The 16,160-nt window shown below is 62.0% G+C and carries 15 protein-coding genes; 1 reads left to right on the forward strand and 14 read right to left on the reverse strand.

The features are described from left to right. Positions 1–105: 105 nt before the first annotated feature. The gene (locus N2597_RS18910; RefSeq protein ID WP_096762022.1) at positions 106–1,182 is read left to right on the forward strand and encodes a TraB/GumN family protein; all 1,077 of its coding nucleotides are present in this window, start codon (positions 106–108) and stop codon (positions 1,180–1,182) included. Between the two features lie 92 nt (positions 1,183–1,274). Here the strand turns inward: N2597_RS18910 and lpdA are convergent, their stop codons facing one another. The 14 genes from lpdA to N2597_RS18980 form a co-directional block, all read right to left on the reverse strand. Beyond that, the gene (gene lpdA / locus N2597_RS18915; protein ID WP_096762023.1) at positions 1,275–2,681 is read right to left on the reverse strand and encodes a dihydrolipoyl dehydrogenase; all 1,407 of its coding nucleotides are present in this window, start codon (positions 2,679–2,681) and stop codon (positions 1,275–1,277) included. Between the two features lie 26 nt (positions 2,682–2,707). Continuing rightward, the gene (locus N2597_RS18920) at positions 2,708–3,346 is read right to left on the reverse strand and encodes a LysE family translocator (RefSeq protein ID WP_096762024.1); all 639 of its coding nucleotides are present in this window, start codon (positions 3,344–3,346) and stop codon (positions 2,708–2,710) included. A gap of 20 nt (positions 3,347–3,366) precedes the next feature. Continuing rightward, the gene (locus N2597_RS18925; RefSeq protein ID WP_039622621.1) at positions 3,367–4,119 is read right to left on the reverse strand and encodes an SDR family oxidoreductase; all 753 of its coding nucleotides are present in this window, start codon (positions 4,117–4,119) and stop codon (positions 3,367–3,369) included. Beyond that, the gene (locus N2597_RS18930) at positions 4,116–4,643 is read right to left on the reverse strand and encodes a hypothetical protein (protein WP_039622623.1); all 528 of its coding nucleotides are present in this window, start codon (positions 4,641–4,643) and stop codon (positions 4,116–4,118) included. The genes N2597_RS18925 and N2597_RS18930 overlap by 4 nt, the downstream gene beginning before the upstream one ends. Beyond that, a complete protein-coding gene (locus N2597_RS18935) occupies positions 4,640–5,386 on the reverse strand; it encodes a DUF4241 domain-containing protein (RefSeq protein ID WP_096762025.1) in 747 nt (248 codons plus the stop codon). Before N2597_RS18935 ends, N2597_RS18930 begins: the two co-directional genes overlap by 4 nt. 12 nt (positions 5,387–5,398) lie before the next feature. Next, on the reverse strand, positions 5,399–6,664 hold the full coding sequence (odhB, locus tag N2597_RS18940) for a 2-oxoglutarate dehydrogenase complex dihydrolipoyllysine-residue succinyltransferase (protein WP_038691742.1): 1,266 nt from the start codon (positions 6,662–6,664) through the stop codon (positions 5,399–5,401). Between the two features lie 40 nt (positions 6,665–6,704). Next, positions 6,705–7,013, reverse strand: a complete 309-nt coding sequence (locus N2597_RS18945) for a YciI family protein (protein WP_039622629.1) — start codon at positions 7,011–7,013, stop codon at positions 6,705–6,707. Positions 7,014–7,028: 15 nt separating this feature from the next. Continuing rightward, a complete protein-coding gene (locus N2597_RS18950) occupies positions 7,029–10,013 on the reverse strand; it encodes a 2-oxoglutarate dehydrogenase E1 component (RefSeq protein WP_039623559.1) in 2,985 nt (994 codons plus the stop codon). Between the two features lie 170 nt (positions 10,014–10,183). After that, positions 10,184–11,086 (reverse strand): succinate--CoA ligase subunit alpha, encoded by a 903-nt coding sequence (gene sucD / locus N2597_RS18955; RefSeq protein ID WP_038691746.1) that lies wholly within the window; start codon positions 11,084–11,086, stop codon positions 10,184–10,186. Positions 11,087–11,104: 18 nt separating this feature from the next. Continuing rightward, complete coding sequence (sucC, locus tag N2597_RS18960; RefSeq protein ID WP_183598591.1) at positions 11,105–12,298, reverse strand: ADP-forming succinate--CoA ligase subunit beta; 1,194 nt, start codon at positions 12,296–12,298, stop codon at positions 11,105–11,107. Positions 12,299–12,332: 34 nt separating this feature from the next. Then, complete coding sequence (gene mdh, locus N2597_RS18965) at positions 12,333–13,295, reverse strand: malate dehydrogenase (RefSeq protein ID WP_010034465.1); 963 nt, start codon at positions 13,293–13,295, stop codon at positions 12,333–12,335. A 174-nt stretch (positions 13,296–13,469) separates the two neighbouring features. Beyond that, positions 13,470–14,633 (reverse strand): cell division protein ZapE, encoded by a 1,164-nt coding sequence (gene zapE / locus N2597_RS18970; protein ID WP_183598593.1) that lies wholly within the window; start codon positions 14,631–14,633, stop codon positions 13,470–13,472. 63 nt (positions 14,634–14,696) lie between these two features. Further along, complete coding sequence (locus tag N2597_RS18975; RefSeq protein ID WP_038691754.1) at positions 14,697–15,215, reverse strand: protease inhibitor Inh/omp19 family protein; 519 nt, start codon at positions 15,213–15,215, stop codon at positions 14,697–14,699. A 138-nt stretch (positions 15,216–15,353) separates the two neighbouring features. Continuing rightward, positions 15,354–16,154 carry a nucleotidyltransferase domain-containing protein gene (locus N2597_RS18980; RefSeq protein WP_210281955.1) on the reverse strand — a complete coding sequence of 267 codons (801 nt, stop codon included), beginning with the start codon at positions 16,152–16,154 and terminating at the stop codon, positions 15,354–15,356. Between the last annotated feature and the right edge of the window lie 6 nt (positions 16,155–16,160).

The raw sequence follows: 16,160 nt of genomic DNA on the forward strand, positions 1-16,160 counted from the left end.
CTTGATACGATGCGCTAAGTTTTCGTTAACGCATTCTCTTAAAGGATTATGCGCAAGCCGAGCGTAGAGCATGAGAAACATAGAGCATGTGACCGGAACATCATCATGACGACATCAATCGGCCGCCGGACCTCATTCCTTGCAGCATCCGGCAACCTGCTGCTCTGGTTGATTGCAGCCTTCCACATGCTGCTTCTTGCGGCGCTGTTGGTCGCCTTCCTGGCGGCACGGCCGGCCTCGGCCGAAGACGGCGCCTGCACCGGACGCAATCTGATGATCGATCTGCAGCAGAGCGACCCCAGCCGCTACGCCGAGGCGGTCAAGGAAGCCGAGGCGGTGCCGAACGGCAAGGGCATCTTCTGGAAGATCGAAAAAACAGGACTTCAGCCTTCATGGCTGCTCGGCAGCATGCATGTCACCGATCCGCGCGTGCTGGCCTTGCCGCCGCGCGCCCAGGCAGCCCACGACGCCGCCAATACGATCATCATCGAATCCGACGAAATCCTCGATGAACGCAAGGCGACCGCCGCCCTGCTGGCGCGGCCGGAACTGACGATGTTCACCGACGGCACGACGATCGACAAGCTGCTGTCTGCCGAGGATTACAGGCGGCTGGAAGCGGGCCTCAAGAAGCGCGGCATCCCGCTCAGCGCCGTCTCCCGCATGAGGCCATGGATGATCTCGAGCGCCGTCGCGCTGCCGGCCTGCGAACTCGCCCGGAAGGCCAGGGGCGTGCAGTTCCTCGACCAGAAGATCGCCACCGACGCCGTTGCTCAGGGCAAGCAGGTCAAGGGGCTGGAGACCCTTGCCGAACAGATCCAGGCGATGGCCGACCTGCCGGTCGAATTCCATATGAAGTCGTTGATCGAGACGCTGGAACTCGGCGACAAGATGAGCGACGTCGTCGAAACCATGACCGATCTCTACCTCTCCGGCGATATCGGCATGACCATGCCGATGCTGAAGACCGTGACGCCGGAGAAGCAAGGCGAAGACAGCGACTATGCAGCCTTCGAACAGCGCGTCATCCTCGACCGCAACAAGGTGATGGCCGAACGCGCCGCTCCCATTCTCGACGGCGGCAACGTCTTCATGGCCGTCGGCGCCTTGCATCTGCCCGGCCAAGCCGGCGTCATCGAATTGCTGCGCAAGCAGGGCTTTACCGTGACTGCGGTGAACTGAACCGGCAGCCTTCAGCCAATCGTCATGCAACAACTAAAACAGCCGCCTGCCTCGCGGCAAGCGGCTGCGCGCTTCGTTACGAAGATGTAAGCTTACATGTGGATCGGCTTGAAGAAGGTGGCGAGCGCGGCTTCCTTGACCGCTTCCGACATCGTCGGATGCGCGTGGCAGCTGCGGCCGAGATCTTCCGACGAACCGCCGAACTCCATCAGCACAGCAATCTCGTGGATCATCTCGCCGGCGCCGAAGCCGACGATATGGCCGCCGAGCACGCGGTCGGTTTCCTTGTCGGCGAGGATCTTGACGAAGCCGTCGGTCGCCAGCATCGCACGGGCGCGGCCGTTCGCCGTGAACGGGAACTTGCCGACCTTGTAGGCGATACCCGCCGCCTTCAGCTCTTCCTCGGTCTTGCCGACCGAGGCGATCTCGGGCTGCGTGTAGACGACGCTCGGAATGACATCGTAGTTCACATGGCCATGCTGCCCGGCAATGATTTCGGCAAGCGCCACACCCTCGTCTTCCGCCTTGTGCGCCAGCATCGGGCCCTTGACCACATCGCCGATCGCATAGATGCCGGCGACATTGGTCTTGAAGTGACCGTCGATCTCGACGCGGCCGCGATTGTCGAGCGCAACACCGGCCTCTTCGAGGCCGAGACCTGCCGTATAAGGCTTGCGGCCGGTGGCGATCAGCACGACCTCGGCGTCGAGCGTCACCTTATCGCCGCCCTTGACCGGCTCGAAGGTGACCTTGGCGCCCGTATCTGCCTTTTCGACGCCGGTGACCTTGGCGCCGAGATGGAAATCGATGCCCTGCTTGGCGAGCATGCGCTGGAACTGTTTGGAGACTTCGCCGTCCATGCCGCCGAGGATGGTGTCGAGATATTCGACGACCGTGACCTTGGCGCCAAGGCGCGACCAGACCGAGCCGAGTTCGAGACCAATGACGCCGCCGCCGACGACGATCAGCGTTTCCGGCACCTTGTCCAGCGCAATACCGCCGGTGGAGGAAATGATGGTCTTTTCATCGATCTCGACCTGCACTCCCGGAATGCCGGCGACATCCGAACCGGTGGCGATAACGATGTTCTTGCCTTCGATCTCCTGCACCTGGCCGTCCTCGGCGGTGACGGCAACCTTGCCGGCCGAGACGATCTTGCCGGTGCCCTGGAAGGCATCGATCTTGTTCTTCTTGAAGAGGAAGGCGACGCCGTCGACATTCGACTTCACCGTCGCATCCTTGTGCGCCATCATATTGGCGAGGTTAAGCGTCGGTGCGGGAAGATCGATGCCGAGCGCGCTCATGCCGTGACCTGCCTGATGGAACATTTCGGAGGCATGCAGCAAAGCCTTCGACGGGATGCAGCCGACGTTCAGGCAGGTGCCGCCATAGGTGGCGCGCTTCTCGACGACGGCAACCTTGAGGCCGAGTTGGGCTGCCTTGACGGCGCAGACATAGCCGCCCGGCCCGGTTCCGATAATGATCACATCGTAAGACATTGCTTCTTTTCCTTTGGATTTTTCAATTAGTCGGCGGCGCGCGACAGCGCGAGGCGGAAGCCGAAGCCGACGAGTGCCGCTCCGGTGATGCGGTTGAACCATTTGCCGCTGGCGATGAAGCGGTCACGGATCATCTTGACCGTGAAGAAATAGGAAACGCCGGCAAACCAGGCGACCAGCGCCGCCGCCATGCCGATACCGTAGGAGAACTGGATAAGCGCCGGCGTGTCGTGATGGACGAGCGTCGAAAACAAGGACAGGAAGAACAGCACCGGCTTCGGGTTCAGCGCATTGGTGATGAAACCCATTCCGAGGCATGTCAGCATCGACGCCGACTTGCGGTCTTCGCCCGTGACTTCGATCTCCTGCACCTTGAAGCCCGGTTCGCGGAACGACTTGATGCCGAGATAGACGAGATAGGCGACACCCGCCCATTTGATCATCGCAAACAGCATCAGCGACTTGGAAACGATGATCCCGAGGCCAAGGATCGTATAGCTGACATGAAAGAGCAGCGAGAAGCCCATGCCCAGCCCGGTCATGATGGCGGCGCGACGCCCATGCACGATGCTCTGGCGCAGGATGACAGCGAAATCGGCGCCCGGCACGACGATGAAGATCGAGAAGACAGCCATCAGGCCAAGAAATTCGAAGATATAACTCATGCTGATTTCGCCCTGTCCTTCTAACGGCCGCCGCTCACATTGAGGATCGATCCGGTGACATAGGACGCCGACGGTGAAAGCAGATAGAGGATTGCATCCGCCACCTCCTCCGGCATGCCGGCCCGCTGCATCGGCACCGATGGCGCCATTTCGCGCGCCCGGTCCGGCAGGCCACCCGATGCATGGAGATCGGTTTCGATGATGCCTGGCCTGACGGCATTGACGCGAATTCCTTCTCCGGCGACCTCGCGCGCAAGCCCGATGGTGAAGGTGTCGATCGCCGCTTTCGATGCCGCATAATCGACATACTGCGTCGCCGAGCCGAGGATCGCCGCCATCGACGAGACGTTGACGATCGCCCCGCCCTGACCACCATGGCGATGCGACATGCGACGCACGGCCTCGGCGGCGCAGAGGATCGAGCCGGTCACATTGACGCGCAGCATGCGTTCGATCCGCTCGACCGGCATCTCGTCGACCCGCTGCGGATAGTCGACGATGCCGGCATTGTTGACCAGTCCGTCGAGCCGGCCGAAATGGCCATCGACCGCCGTAAACATCGCGGCGATATCCGCGGCCTTGCCGACATCGCCCTGGATGGCCAGCGCCTCGCCACCGCTGTCGGTGATCTCCGCAACGACGGCATCCGCCGCTTGCCGGCTCGCGGCGTAATTCACCGCGACGCGCCAACCCCGGCGCGCAGCAAGCCGGCAGACCGCCGCGCCGATGCCGCGGCTTCCGCCGGTCACGAGAACAACAGGGGTATCGCTCATATCGCACACTCCTTGAATGTCAGCACGTCCCACGGCGCCACCGAAGCCTTGCCCTTACCCCAGGCGCTGGATTCGCGAATGGCGGGGCCAAGGCCGGGAAGCACAAGCTTTTCGGCGGCCGCAGCACCTTCCGGCTGCAGATTGTCCATCTCGCCCTTGGCATCCATGCCGTAGACAGCGCCCTGCCAGACCGTGCAGGCATCGAGATCGGCGCCGGTCGCGTCGCCCTCGGGACAATTGAACATCAGGATTCCAATGGCACGCACCGGATCTTCCGATGGCATGACATAGCCTTCCATCACCACAGGCGTCTCCAGCGCGCTGACCTTGAACTGATTGCTGGCGGCGGCCGACGCAGAATTCAGCGGTGAAAAGCGCAATTCATAGGCGCCGTCGCGATCGACATAGACGGCCTGTTCCTGCTTGCAGGCGGCGCCGAGCGCGTTCACAGGAACAGCGACAAACGCGGCGGCCGCGATTGCAGCCACGCTTTTCCATCCCGCCGTGATCCCGACCCCACTCATTGCAGCTTCGGTTCCCTTCGCCCGTCGGCGTTCTCGATCAAACCGAAATCGGTCAGCAGCACCAGCGCGTGACCGTCCCTGTCGAGTCCCCAGAAGACCGGATAGAACCCGTCGCCCCAGCCGCTCCAGAACACCGCGACATTGCCCTTTTTGCCGGCGACCGGCCGGTGCAGCGCGTAGATGCTCTTGTTGGCGTCGAGATCCGCAGCCAGCACGTCGTCGTAATAATTGATGTCGGCGCCGGGCTTTTGCGCCTGCACCTGCGCTTGCCGTTCGTCGATCAGAGCAAGCGTCTGCGCATCCATGTAGCAGCCGACGCCGGCGTCGACGGGGTAGCCGAAGATCTCGTCGTCCTTCAGCGTTGCCGGATCTTGTCCGGGTAGGACGGCAAGCTCCCAACGATCCGGCCTGCCTTCGGCAAACCGCATGCTGGCGGCGGCGATGCGCCCAAACGCCTGGTAGAGCGTCACCGGGTATTCGCCTGGCGCAACCGTCCTGGCGAGCGCCGGCCGATCGGGCTGGGCGAGCGGATCGGCGGCGACGATGCGCCCCGAGGTCAGCTCGACATTGCCCATATGGATCACGTTGATCGACCGTCCGGAGAGTTCGTCGTCACCGAGCGTCACCAGCTCGAAATTGCTGCTTGCCTTGCTGACGTCCCAACCAGCCGACGCGGAAACCGGGACATGCGCGGCGGCAGCGCAAAGAACAAGGCGCGCCGCTCGCATGATCCGGTTCCGCATCGAAAAGCTCCCTTAGAGATCGAGAACCAGGCGCTCCGGATCTTCCAGGCTTTCCTTGACGCGCACGAGGAAGGTGACCGCTTCCTTGCCGTCGACGATGCGGTGATCGTAGGACAGCGCCAGATACATCATCGGACGGATGACCACCTGGCCGCCGATCGCCACCGGCCGCTCCTGGATCTTGTGCATGCCGAGAATGCCGGACTGCGGTGCGTTGAGGATCGGCGAGGACATCAGCGAGCCGTAAACGCCGCCATTGGTGATGGTGAAGGTGCCGCCCTGCATGTCGGCCATGGAGAGCGAGCCGTCACGGGCTGCCTTGGCAAGACGGCCGAGGTCCTTCTCGATTTCGGCGATCGACATCTGGTCGGCATCGCGGATGACGGGAACGACGAGGCCCTTGTCGGTGCCGACGGCCATGCCGACATGGCAGTAGTTCTTGTAGATGACGTCGGTGCCGTCAATCTCGGCATTAACAGCCGGCAGTTCCTTCAGCGCATGCGTTACCGCCTTGGTGAAGAAGCCCATGAAGCCGAGCTTGACGCCGTGCTTCTTCTCGAAAATGTCCTTGTACTTGTTGCGCAGATCCATGACCGCCTTCATGTCCACCTCATTATAGGTGGTGAGCATGGCGGCGGTGTTCTGCGCGTCCTTGAGACGCTTGGCGATCGTCTGGCGCAGGCGCGTCATCTTCACGCGCTCTTCGCGCGAGGCATCCTCGACCGTCGACGGGCCGCGCGCAGCGGCGGGCGCTGCCGCCGGGGCAGCGGCCGGTGCGGAGATGCCCTTGGCAACGGCGGCGATGACATCGCCCTTCAGCACCTGGCCGCGCTTGCCGCTGCCGTCGATCTGATCGGCGGAAAGGTTGCTTTCGGCCAGCATCTTCGCGGCCGCGGGGGCCGGCGGCATGGTGGAGACGGAAGCGCTCGACGACGATGCCGCCGCAGCGGCAACCGGCGCCGGCTGAGCGGGAGCCGCCGGCGCTGGCTGGGCAGGAGCGGCGGCCGGTGCGGCAGCGGCGGGCGCGGCGGCGGCGGCGGCACCTTCGGCGATCTGGCCGAGCAGGGCGCCGAGGCCGACGGTCTCGCCGGCGGCGACGACGATTTCCGAAAGCGTGCCGGAGGTCGGTGCCGGAACTTCGATGGTCACCTTGTCGGTTTCAAGCTCGAGAATCGGCTCGTCGGCCTTGATGGCGTCGCCGACCTTCTTGAACCAGGTGCCGACGGTAGCCTCGCTGACGGATTCACCGAGAGTTGGAACGCGGATTTCTGTGGCCATTGTTCAGATCCTGATTTCGTGTGTGTTCGTTTTAAGCGTTTCAGACGGCGGGCGGCCGCAAGATGATCGAGGGCATGGGCAGGATATCGAAACGGAAACCGAAACCGGAGGCGATGATCGGATCGCCGTCGGCAAGAGCCTGGGCCGCCGCCTGATCCTCGACTTCGACGACCGCCATGCCGAAGGCGCCTGCACCCTCGAACACCGGACCGACGACGACTGCCGATCCCGCAAGGGCGTGCCGATGCCAGTATTCGACATGGCGTTTCATCGCCGCCATTTCCTCCCCGGTCCCGTCATGCGGAAAAGTGGGGCGCGGCGGCAGCAGTCTCAAAAAGAAATAAGCCATTACGCCCCCCTTGATTTAACCGCCCAATGCATCCTCGAGGAATGCGGCGAGCTGTGACAGATGCTTCGACATCAGGCCCGTCGCCGGCGAGGCGGCAGCCGGACGGCCGGTGTAACGGACACGCTGGTATTTCGCATCGATATGGGCAAGCACCCATTCGAGGAAAGGATCGATGAACGACCATGCGCCCATGTTTTTCGGCTCTTCCTGGCACCAGACCATTTCGGCGTTGCGGAAGCGCGACAGCTCGTTGATGAGCGCCTTTGCCGGGAACGGATAAAGCTGTTCGACGCGCAGCAGGTAGATGTCGTCGATACCGCGCTTTTCACGCTCTTCGAGAAGATCGTAGTAGACCTTCCCGGAGCACATGACGACTCGACGGATCTTGTTGTCCTTCTGCAGCTTGATCGGGCCGTCCTTGATCACCTCGGCATCGTCCCAGAGCAGGCGATGGAAGGCGGATTCACCGGCCATTTCGGCCAGCGTCGAGACCGCCCGCTTGTGGCGCAGCAGCGATTTCGGCGTCATCAGGATCAGCGGCTTGCGGAAGTCGCGCTTCAGCTGCCGGCGCAGGATGTGGAAATAGTTCGCCGGCGTCGTGACATTGGCGACCTGCATATTGTCTTCGGCGCAAAGCTGCAGGAAGCGCTCGAGGCGAGCCGAGGAATGCTCCGGACCTTGGCCCTCATAGCCGTGCGGCAACAGGCAGACGAGGCCCGACATGCGCAGCCACTTGCGTTCGCCCGAGGAGATGAACTGGTCGAAGACCACCTGCGCGCCGTTGGCGAAATCGCCGAATTGCGCCTCCCAGAGCGTCAACGCATTCGGGCGGGCGAGCGAATAGCCGTATTCGAAGCCGAGCACGGCCTCTTCCGAAAGCATCGAGTTAATGACTTCGTAGCGTGCCTGCGTCGGCGAAAGATTGGCGAGCGGAATGTAACGCTCTTCGGTCTCCTGATCGTAGAGAACCGAGTGGCGCTGCGAGAAGGTGCCGCGCTCGCAATCCTGGCCGGACAGGCGGATCTTGTGGCCTTCGAGGCAGAGCGCCCCGAAGGAGAGCGCTTCTGCCATCGCCCAGTCGATGCCCTCGCCGGTGGCGATCATGTTGGCCCGGTTTTCCATGAAGCGCTGAATCGTGCGGTGCGCATTGAAGCCTGCCGGGATCTCCGAGAGCTTGCGGCCGATCTCCTTCAGCGTCTTCATCGGCACGGCGGTCTTACCGCGGCGCTGCTCGTCGGCATTGTCGGCGGTGCGCAGGCCCGACCACTCGCCGTCCAGCCAGTCGGCCTTGTTCGGCTTGTAGCTCTGACCGGCCTCGAACTCCTGCTCGAGATGCGCGCGCCAGTCGGCCTTCATCTTTTCGACTTCGCCATCCGTGAGCAGGCCTTCGCGAACGAGACGATCTGCATAAAGCTGCAGCACCGTCTTGTGGCCGCGGATGACCTTGTACATCTTCGGCTGGGTAAAGGACGGTTCATCGCCTTCGTTATGACCGTAGCGGCGATAGCAGAACATGTCGACCACAACCGGCTTGTGGAACTTCATGCGGAATTCGGTCGCAATCTTGGCGGCGTAGACCACGGCTTCCGGATCGTCGCCGTTGACGTGCAGGATCGGCGCCTCGATCATCTTGGCGACGTCAGACGGATAGGGCGACGAGCGCGAAAAGGCCGGGTTCGTGGTGAAGCCGATCTGGTTGTTGATGATGACGTGCATGGTGCCGGCGACACGGTGGCCGCGCAGACCGGAGAGGCCGAGAATTTCGGCAATGACGCCCTGGCCGGCGAAGGCCGCGTCGCCGTGGATCAGCAACGGCAGCACCTTGGCGCGTTCAGACAGCGGAATGATGTCGCCGTCCCATACCGTAGCGCTCATGTCCTGCTTGGCGCGAACCTTGCCCATGACGACAGGATCGACGATTTCGAGATGCGACGGATTTGCCGTCAGTGAGACGTGCACCTTGTTGCCGTCGAATTCGCGGTCGGAGGAAGCGCCCAGATGGTACTTCACGTCGCCGGAACCTTCGACTTCGTCAGGCGCATAGGAACCGCCCTTGAACTCGTGGAAGATGGCGCGGTGCGGCTTGCCCATCACCTGGGAGAGCACGTTCAGACGGCCGCGATGGGCCATGCCGAATACCGCTTCCTTAAGGCCGAGATGGCCGCCGCGCTTCAGGATCTGTTCCAGTGCGGGGATCAGCGATTCACCGCCGTCGAGACCGAAACGCTTGGTGCCCTTGAACTTGACGTCGAGGAACTGCTCGTAACCCTCGGCTTCGATGAGCTTGGCAAGGATCGCCTTCTTGCCTTCCGCCGAGAAGGCGACGCCCTTGTCTGGCCCTTCGATCCGCTCCTGGATCCAGGCCTTCTCCTCCGGATTGGAGATATGCATGAATTCGACGCCGAGCGTCGAGCAGTAGGTGCGCTCGAGGATCTCGATCATCTCGCGGATGGTCGCGTATTCCAGGCCGAGCACGTTGTCGATGAAGATCTTGCGATCATAATCGGCTGATGTGAAGCCGTAATTTTCCGGCGACAGCTCATGATAGTCGTCGACGGTAGCGGCGATGCCGAGTGGATCGAGCTTGGCGTGCAGATGGCCGCGCATGCGATAGGCGCGGATCATCATGATGGCGCGCACCGAATCGCGCGTCGCCTGCAGCACGTCGGTGGTGTCGGCCGGCTTGCCGGCGGCTTCGGCCTTTGCCTTCACCTTGGTTTCGATCGCCTTCTCGACGATGCCCCAATTGCCGTCGAGCGCCGACACCAGATCGCCGCCGGCGGCCAGCGGCCAGTGCTTCTTGCGCCAGGAGGCTCCCTTGGCCGCCTTCTTCACATCAGCAGGATCCTCTTCCAGCGCCTTGAAGAAGGCGCGCCATTGATCGTCGACCGATGCCGGATCCTCTTCGTAGCGCGCATAGAGCTGCTCGATATAGGCCGCGTTGGCGCCATCCAGAAACGAGGTGATCTGAAACTGCTCGTTGGCTTCTTGCCGTGCCATGGTGATATGCGGACGCTTCCGTCCGCCTCCTGACTTTGATGAATTTGCCGGCTTCGTCACCGGCTGCCGCATTCCGATTGCCGCCTGTCCGCGGCGCATCTGCTGGTCTCGTGCTGTCACACCGGGCGGAAACGCAGATGCCGTTCTTCCGCCCGGTCTATATGGCTGGCTTAGCCCTTGAGGACTTCAACCAAGGTCTTGCCGAGACGAGCCGGCGACGGCGAGACGCGAATGCCTGCCGATTCCATCGCTGCGATCTTCGATTCCGCATCGCCCTTGCCGCCGGATACCACGGCGCCGGCATGACCCATGGTGCGCCCCTTCGGCGCCGTGCGGCCGGCAATGAAGCCGGCCATCGGCTTCTTGCGGCCCTTCTTGGCTTCGTCCTTGAGGAACTGCGCAGCGTCTTCTTCTGCCGAACCGCCGATTTCGCCGATCATGATGATCGACTGCGTGGCTTCGTCGGCCAGGAACATTTCCAAGACGTCGATGAACTCGGTGCCCTTTACCGGGTCGCCGCCGATGCCGACGGCGGTCGTCTGGCCGAGGCCTTCGTTGGAGGTCTGGAACACCGCTTCATAGGTCAGCGTGCCCGAACGGGAGACGATGCCGACCGAACCCTTGCGGAAGATCGAACCCGGCATGATGCCGATCTTGCATTCTTCGGGCGTCAGAATACCAGGGCAGTTGGGGCCGAGCAGGCGCGACTTGGAGCGGTCGAGGCGCGCCTTGACGCGGACCATGTCCATGACGGGAATGCCCTCGGTGATGCAGGTGATGAACGGGATTTCGGCGTCGATCGCCTCGATGATGGCGTCGGCCGCACCGGCCGGCGGAACATAGATGACGGTCGCGTCGGCACCGGTCTTTTCCTTGCCTTCGGCAACGGTCGCGAAAATCGGCAGGCTTTCGCCCTTTGCGCCGGTCCAGGTTTCGCCGCCCTTCTTCGGGTGGATACCGCCGACCATCTGCGTGCCGTAGTAAGCAAGCGCCTGTTCGGTGTGGAAGGTTCCGGTCTTGCCGGTCAGACCCTGAACCAGGATCTTGGTGTCTTTATTGACGAGAATAGACATTCTTTCCGATCCTTCAAATTAGCCGTTGATCGCCGCGACGATCTTCTTGGCCGCATCGTCCAAGTCGTCAGCCGCCGTGATCGCGAGACCCGACTCGTTCAGGATCTTCTTGCCGAGCTCGACATTGGTGCCTTCAAGGCGCACGACGAGCGGAACCTTGAGGCCGACTTCCTTGACCGCGGCAATGACGCCCTCGGCGATGACGTCGCACTTCATGATGCCGCCGAAGATGTTGACGAGTATGCCCTCAACCTTGGGATCGGCAGTGATGATCTTGAAGGCCGCAGCGACCTTCTCCTTGCCGGCGCCGCCGCCGACGTCGCAGAAGTTGGCCGGCTCCTTGCCGTAGAGCTTGATGATGTCCATCGTCGCCATGGCAAGGCCTGCGCCGTTGACCATGCAGCCGATATTGCCGTCGAGCGCGACGTAAGCGAGGTCCCACTTGGAGGCCTCGATTTCCTTGGCGTCCTCTTCGGTCTCGTCGCGCAGCGTCCTGACGTCGTCGTGGCGGAAGAGCGCGTTACCGTCGAACGACATCTTGGCGTCGAGAACCCGCAGATGGCCACCCTTCATGACGATCAGCGGATTGACCTCGAGCAGCGCCATGTCCTTCTCGTTGAAGGCCTTGTAGAGCGCCGGGAAGAGCGACTTGGCGTCTTCTGCAGCGGCACCCTCGAGCGCCAGCGCCTTGGAGATCGCTGCGACGTCGGCAGCCGTCACGCCGGCTTCCGGATCGATGGCGATCGTCTGGATCTTTTCGGGCGTGTCATGGGCGACAGCTTCGATGTCCATGCCGCCTTCGGTGGAAACCACGAAGGCCACGCGGCCGACCGAACGGTCGACCAGCAGCGAGCAATAAAGCTCGCGGGCGATGTCGGCACCGTCCTCGATATAGAGGCGGTTGACCTGCTTGCCGGCTTCGCCGGTCTGCGCCGTCACCAGTGTATTGCCGAGCATTTCCTTGGCATGGGCAACCACTTCGTCGATGGACTTGGCGAGACGCACGCCGCCTTTGGCATCGGGACCCAGTTCCTTGAACTTGCCCTTGCCGCGGCCGCCGGCATGGATCTGGCTCTTGACCACATAGAGCGGGCCGGGAAGCGACTTGGCGGCAGCCTCGGCCTCTTCGACCTTGAGGACAGCCACACCCTCGGCAACCGGTGCGCCATAGCCCTTCAGCAGAGCCTTGGCCTGATATTCATGAATGTTCATGGGTCTATCCCTGTTTCGATGACGTCAGCGCCGATTACTTGAGGGCGGGCGCGATGTTGATGCAGGCTTCGCAAAGACCGGCGACGGCGCCGACGGACTTGTCGAAGGCTTCCTTCTCGGTCTTGTTGAGGTCAATCTCGATGACGCGCTCGACGCCGCCGGCGCCGATGACGGTGGGAACGCCGACATACATGTCCTTGACGCCGTACTGGCCGGTGAGATGGGCAGCGCAAGGCAGAACGCGCTTCTTGTCCTTGAGGTAGGATTCGGCCATTTCGATCGCCGAGGCGGCCGGTGCGTAATAGGCCGAGCCGGTCTTCAGCAGGCCGACGATTTCTGCGCCGCCGTCACGAGTGCGCTGGATGATCTCTTCCAGGCGCTCCTTGGTGACCCAGCCCATGGTGACGAGATCGGTGAGCGGAATGCCGCCGACGGTCGAATAGCGGGCGAGCGGCACCATCGTGTCGCCGTGGCCGCCGAGAACGAAGGCCGTCACGTCCTGGACGGAGACGTTGAATTCCTTGGCGAGGAAGAGGCGGAAACGCGAGGAGTCGAGAACGCCGGCCATGCCGACGACCTTGTTGGCGGGAAGGCCGGAAAACTTCTGCAGCGCCCAGACCATGGCGTCGAGCGGGTTGGTGATGCAGATGACGAAGGCATTCGGCGCATATTTCTTGATGCCGGCGCCGACCTGCTCCATGACCTTGAGGTTGATGCCGAGAAGGTCGTCGCGGCTCATGCCCGGCTTGCGCGGAACGCCGGCGGTGACGATGCAGACGTCAGCGCCTTCGATGGCGGAATAGTCGCTGGCGCCGGTCAGGTTGGCGTCGAAGCCCTCGACCGGAGAGGACTGTGCGATATCGAGGCCCTTGCCCTGGGGAATGCCATCGGCGATGTCGAAGAGGACGATATCGCCCAGTTCCTTCAAGCCGGCGAGATGCGCCAGCGTGCCACCAATCATGCCAGAACCAATGAGTGCGATCTTGTTACGCGCCATTTCGCTGTTTCCTTTGCGATCAAATTCGTCGAACGACGCTTAGGCACCGCTCAATGACGCAATCGCATAGACCCAAAGCCTAAAAATGGCAATGCATTAATTTTGATGCAGCATTTTCAATCGTTTAGATACCAAAACTCTTACGTAAACGTAAGAGTTTCCGTCACCAAATTGTTACTCGGCGGCGCGTTTATCATGGTGCAGTGCAAGATATTCAGCGCTGCGCATTTCGAAGAGGCGCGACGCCGTACGCTCGAATTCGAAGCCTTCCGTGCCCCGGCGATTGACGAGCAGCTCCTCCGGCATTGCCGCCGCGGATATGTAAAGCCGCACGGCGTGATCGTAGAACGTATCGACCAGAATGATGAAACGCTTGATCTGGTTCCGTTTGTCCGGCCCGAGCAAGGGAACGTGATCGACAAAGACCGTATCGAAGCGCTCGGCGATGGCGAGGAAATCGGCTGCGCCGAGCGGCTTGTCGCAAAGATCGGCGAAGGAGAACCGGGCCATGCGGTCGGCGGCGAGCGGCACATGGATCGAGCGTCCTTTCATCGGGATATCGAGCGGCTGCGCCTTGCGCCCATGCAGTGCTTGCGTCCAGGACGCCTCCATCGCCATGTCGTTATGTTCGTTGATCGGCACGAGATAGACGGGCTGGCTGCTCAGCTTCTCCATCCGGTAATCGGTCGGCGAATCCAGCGTGACGACATCGACATGCTCCCTGAGCAAGGCGACGAAAGGCAGGAACAGGCCGCGGTTGAGACCATCCTTGTAGAGATTATCGGGCTCGACATTCGAAGTCGCGACCAGCACGCAGCCTCGCGCAAACAGTTCGGAGAACAGCCTCGACAGGATCATCGCGTCGGCAATGTCGGTGACCGTGAACTCGTCGAAGCAGAGCAGTTCCGCTTCCTCGTAAAGGGCCGCGGCGACCGGCGGCATTGGGTCGGCCTGCTTCGTCTCGCCGTTCTTGAGCTTCAGCCGATGCGCCGCGATGCGGTTGTGCACATCCGCCATGAACTCATGGAAATGCGCCCGCCGCTTCTTTCGGCACGGCGCCATCGAGAAGAACATATCCATCAGCATGGTCTTGCCGCGTCCGACGCTGCCGTGGATATAAAGCCCCTTGATGCCGCCTACGGCTTTCTTCTTCGAGGCGAACAGCCAGCCGAGCGCGCTCGATTTCGCCGCCGGTCGCTGCTGCTTCAGCCCAGCGAGCACCCGATCCAGGCTTTTGGCCACATCCATCTGGGCGGAATCGACCTGCAACGCACCGGAAAGCGTCAGCGATTTAAGCTGTTCGCAGACGCTGAGCGCATAGTCTGGCATTGGCTGCATAAGGGCATGTCCGCCTGTCAGTCATCGGCGGGGCGCCGCCGGATCGTTTACCGCGCCGGTTGATTACCGGCTGAGGCTGATCGGCTGACCGGTATTCGTCTGGCCTTGGAAGCGGTTATCGGCCGTCTTGTAGACGCTGCCGATCTGGTTGCCCGAACGGTCCTTGAGCAGCACCTGCTTGCCCGCAACCTCCCAGGAGCCCATGGCCGTCAGCTCGCCGACGCAGCCGCGCGTGCCGCCGCGCGACCCGCTACCGAGATTGGTCAGCGTCAGGAACATGTCGCAGCTGCCGTTGACGCGCCAGTTTCCGACCATCGATTCCTTCGTAACGTCGAGCGCATTCGCGGCGACCGCGCCCGGCTGGGCACCCGGCATCGGCGATGTCGACGCCGGCGCGGCCGGGAACTGAGAGCTGCCGGCCGGCGGCGGAAGCTGTCCGCCCTGCACGGAGGGAACCGGCTGCGCCGTCAGCGGCGCCGGCGCGGCGCTGGGAGAGTTGGAGCTGTAATCATATGCCGTACGCTGACAACCGGCTAGCGCGAGAGCCACCACCAGACCTGTCATCGCATATCGCAACTGCATCATCATACTCCTGAAATTCGGCTGTCGCCGCAGAGAAACGGACGTGAGAGAAGATCCGATTATCGTAATTCGCTTTGGTTAATCAAGTCGGGCGGCATAAATTGCCCGTGACAACAACTAACCGAAAAACGATACAGTTCAACTGTCCCGCTGCAAAACTTCCTGCACATAGAATTTGTCAGCAAGGTGTTGCGCGCGCTGATCTCTGTCCGGATCCTTGTCGAACTCCCGCAATATCTGCGAATAACGCTCGAACGAACTCTCCAGAAAGGATCGCACCAGCACTGGCGGCTGACCTTCCCCCATTTCGCGCGTCTGTTTCTTGACATGCACGAGATCAAGTATCGCCGTTCGAACATCGGGAGCGATCGAGATCGCCTCGAGGCATTCCAGCATATTCATCGGCGGCAGCGCGCGAAACGAACGCTGCCGCATCCATTCGAGCGCGACGGCCGGGCGGACGGTATAAAGCAGCTTCTTCAGCTTGATCGCCCCCTCGCCTTGGCTCTGAAAATGCTGCCGCATGAGCCCGACATAATGGGCAGCGACCTTTTCCGGCACCATGATGTGATCAAGAAGCGCGCCGAGACGCGAGCGAAAACCCGCTTCCTCTTCATAAGCGATCGGCGATTTCAGCCATTCGACCACCACTGCGTTTCCCTTGAGGGCAAGCAGCAGCGCCTTTCGCAGATCCCAGCCACCGGTATCGATATCGCCAACGATCGGAAACTCGATGACATCACGCACCGTAGCAAGCGCGAGATGATGTTCGACGGGACGGATATAGACGAAACGGCAGTCATAATCGCTGTCGGGAGAGGGAAATCCCCAGGCGCGACTGCCGCTTTCGATCGCAAAACCGATACGGATGCCCTGCTCGCGGACCGAGGCGAGCCGTGACCTGATCTCTCTGACGGCTTCTGGATCGAAGCCGTCCATTCCGCC

The organism is Rhizobium sophoriradicis (assembly GCF_025200795.1).
GTDB lineage: Bacteria > Pseudomonadota > Alphaproteobacteria > Rhizobiales > Rhizobiaceae > Rhizobium > Rhizobium sophoriradicis.

What these genes read in the sequence shown, in the direction of transcription:
- sucD (WP_038691746.1), bottom strand. Translation starts at nt 11,086, where the DNA reads ATGTCTATTCTCGTCAATAAAGACACCAAGATCCTGGTTCAGGGTCTG.
- odhB (WP_038691742.1), bottom strand. Translation starts at nt 6,664, where the DNA reads ATGGCCACAGAAATCCGCGTTCCAACTCTCGGTGAATCCGTCAGCGAG.
- N2597_RS18975 (WP_038691754.1), bottom strand. Translation starts at nt 15,215, where the DNA reads ATGCAGTTGCGATATGCGATGACAGGTCTGGTGGTGGCTCTCGCGCTA.
- lpdA (WP_096762023.1), bottom strand. Translation starts at nt 2,681, where the DNA reads ATGTCTTACGATGTGATCATTATCGGAACCGGGCCGGGCGGCTATGTC.
- sucC (WP_183598591.1), bottom strand. Translation starts at nt 12,298, where the DNA reads ATGAACATTCATGAATATCAGGCCAAGGCTCTGCTGAAGGGCTATGGC.
- N2597_RS18920 (WP_096762024.1), bottom strand. Translation starts at nt 3,346, where the DNA reads ATGAGTTATATCTTCGAATTTCTTGGCCTGATGGCTGTCTTCTCGATC.
- N2597_RS18925 (WP_039622621.1), bottom strand. Translation starts at nt 4,119, where the DNA reads ATGAGCGATACCCCTGTTGTTCTCGTGACCGGCGGAAGCCGCGGCATC.
- mdh (WP_010034465.1), bottom strand. Translation starts at nt 13,295, where the DNA reads ATGGCGCGTAACAAGATCGCACTCATTGGTTCTGGCATGATTGGTGGC.
- zapE (WP_183598593.1), bottom strand. Translation starts at nt 14,633, where the DNA reads ATGCAGCCAATGCCAGACTATGCGCTCAGCGTCTGCGAACAGCTTAAA.
- N2597_RS18935 (WP_096762025.1), bottom strand. Translation starts at nt 5,386, where the DNA reads ATGCGGAACCGGATCATGCGAGCGGCGCGCCTTGTTCTTTGCGCTGCC.
- N2597_RS18980 (WP_210281955.1), bottom strand. Translation starts at nt 16,154, where the DNA reads ATGGACGGCTTCGATCCAGAAGCCGTCAGAGAGATCAGGTCACGGCTC.
- N2597_RS18930 (WP_039622623.1), bottom strand. Translation starts at nt 4,643, where the DNA reads ATGAGTGGGGTCGGGATCACGGCGGGATGGAAAAGCGTGGCTGCAATC.
- N2597_RS18910 (WP_096762022.1), top strand. Translation starts at nt 106, where the DNA reads ATGACGACATCAATCGGCCGCCGGACCTCATTCCTTGCAGCATCCGGC.
- N2597_RS18950 (WP_039623559.1), bottom strand. Translation starts at nt 10,013, where the DNA reads ATGGCACGGCAAGAAGCCAACGAGCAGTTTCAGATCACCTCGTTTCTG.
- N2597_RS18945 (WP_039622629.1), bottom strand. Translation starts at nt 7,013, where the DNA reads ATGGCTTATTTCTTTTTGAGACTGCTGCCGCCGCGCCCCACTTTTCCG.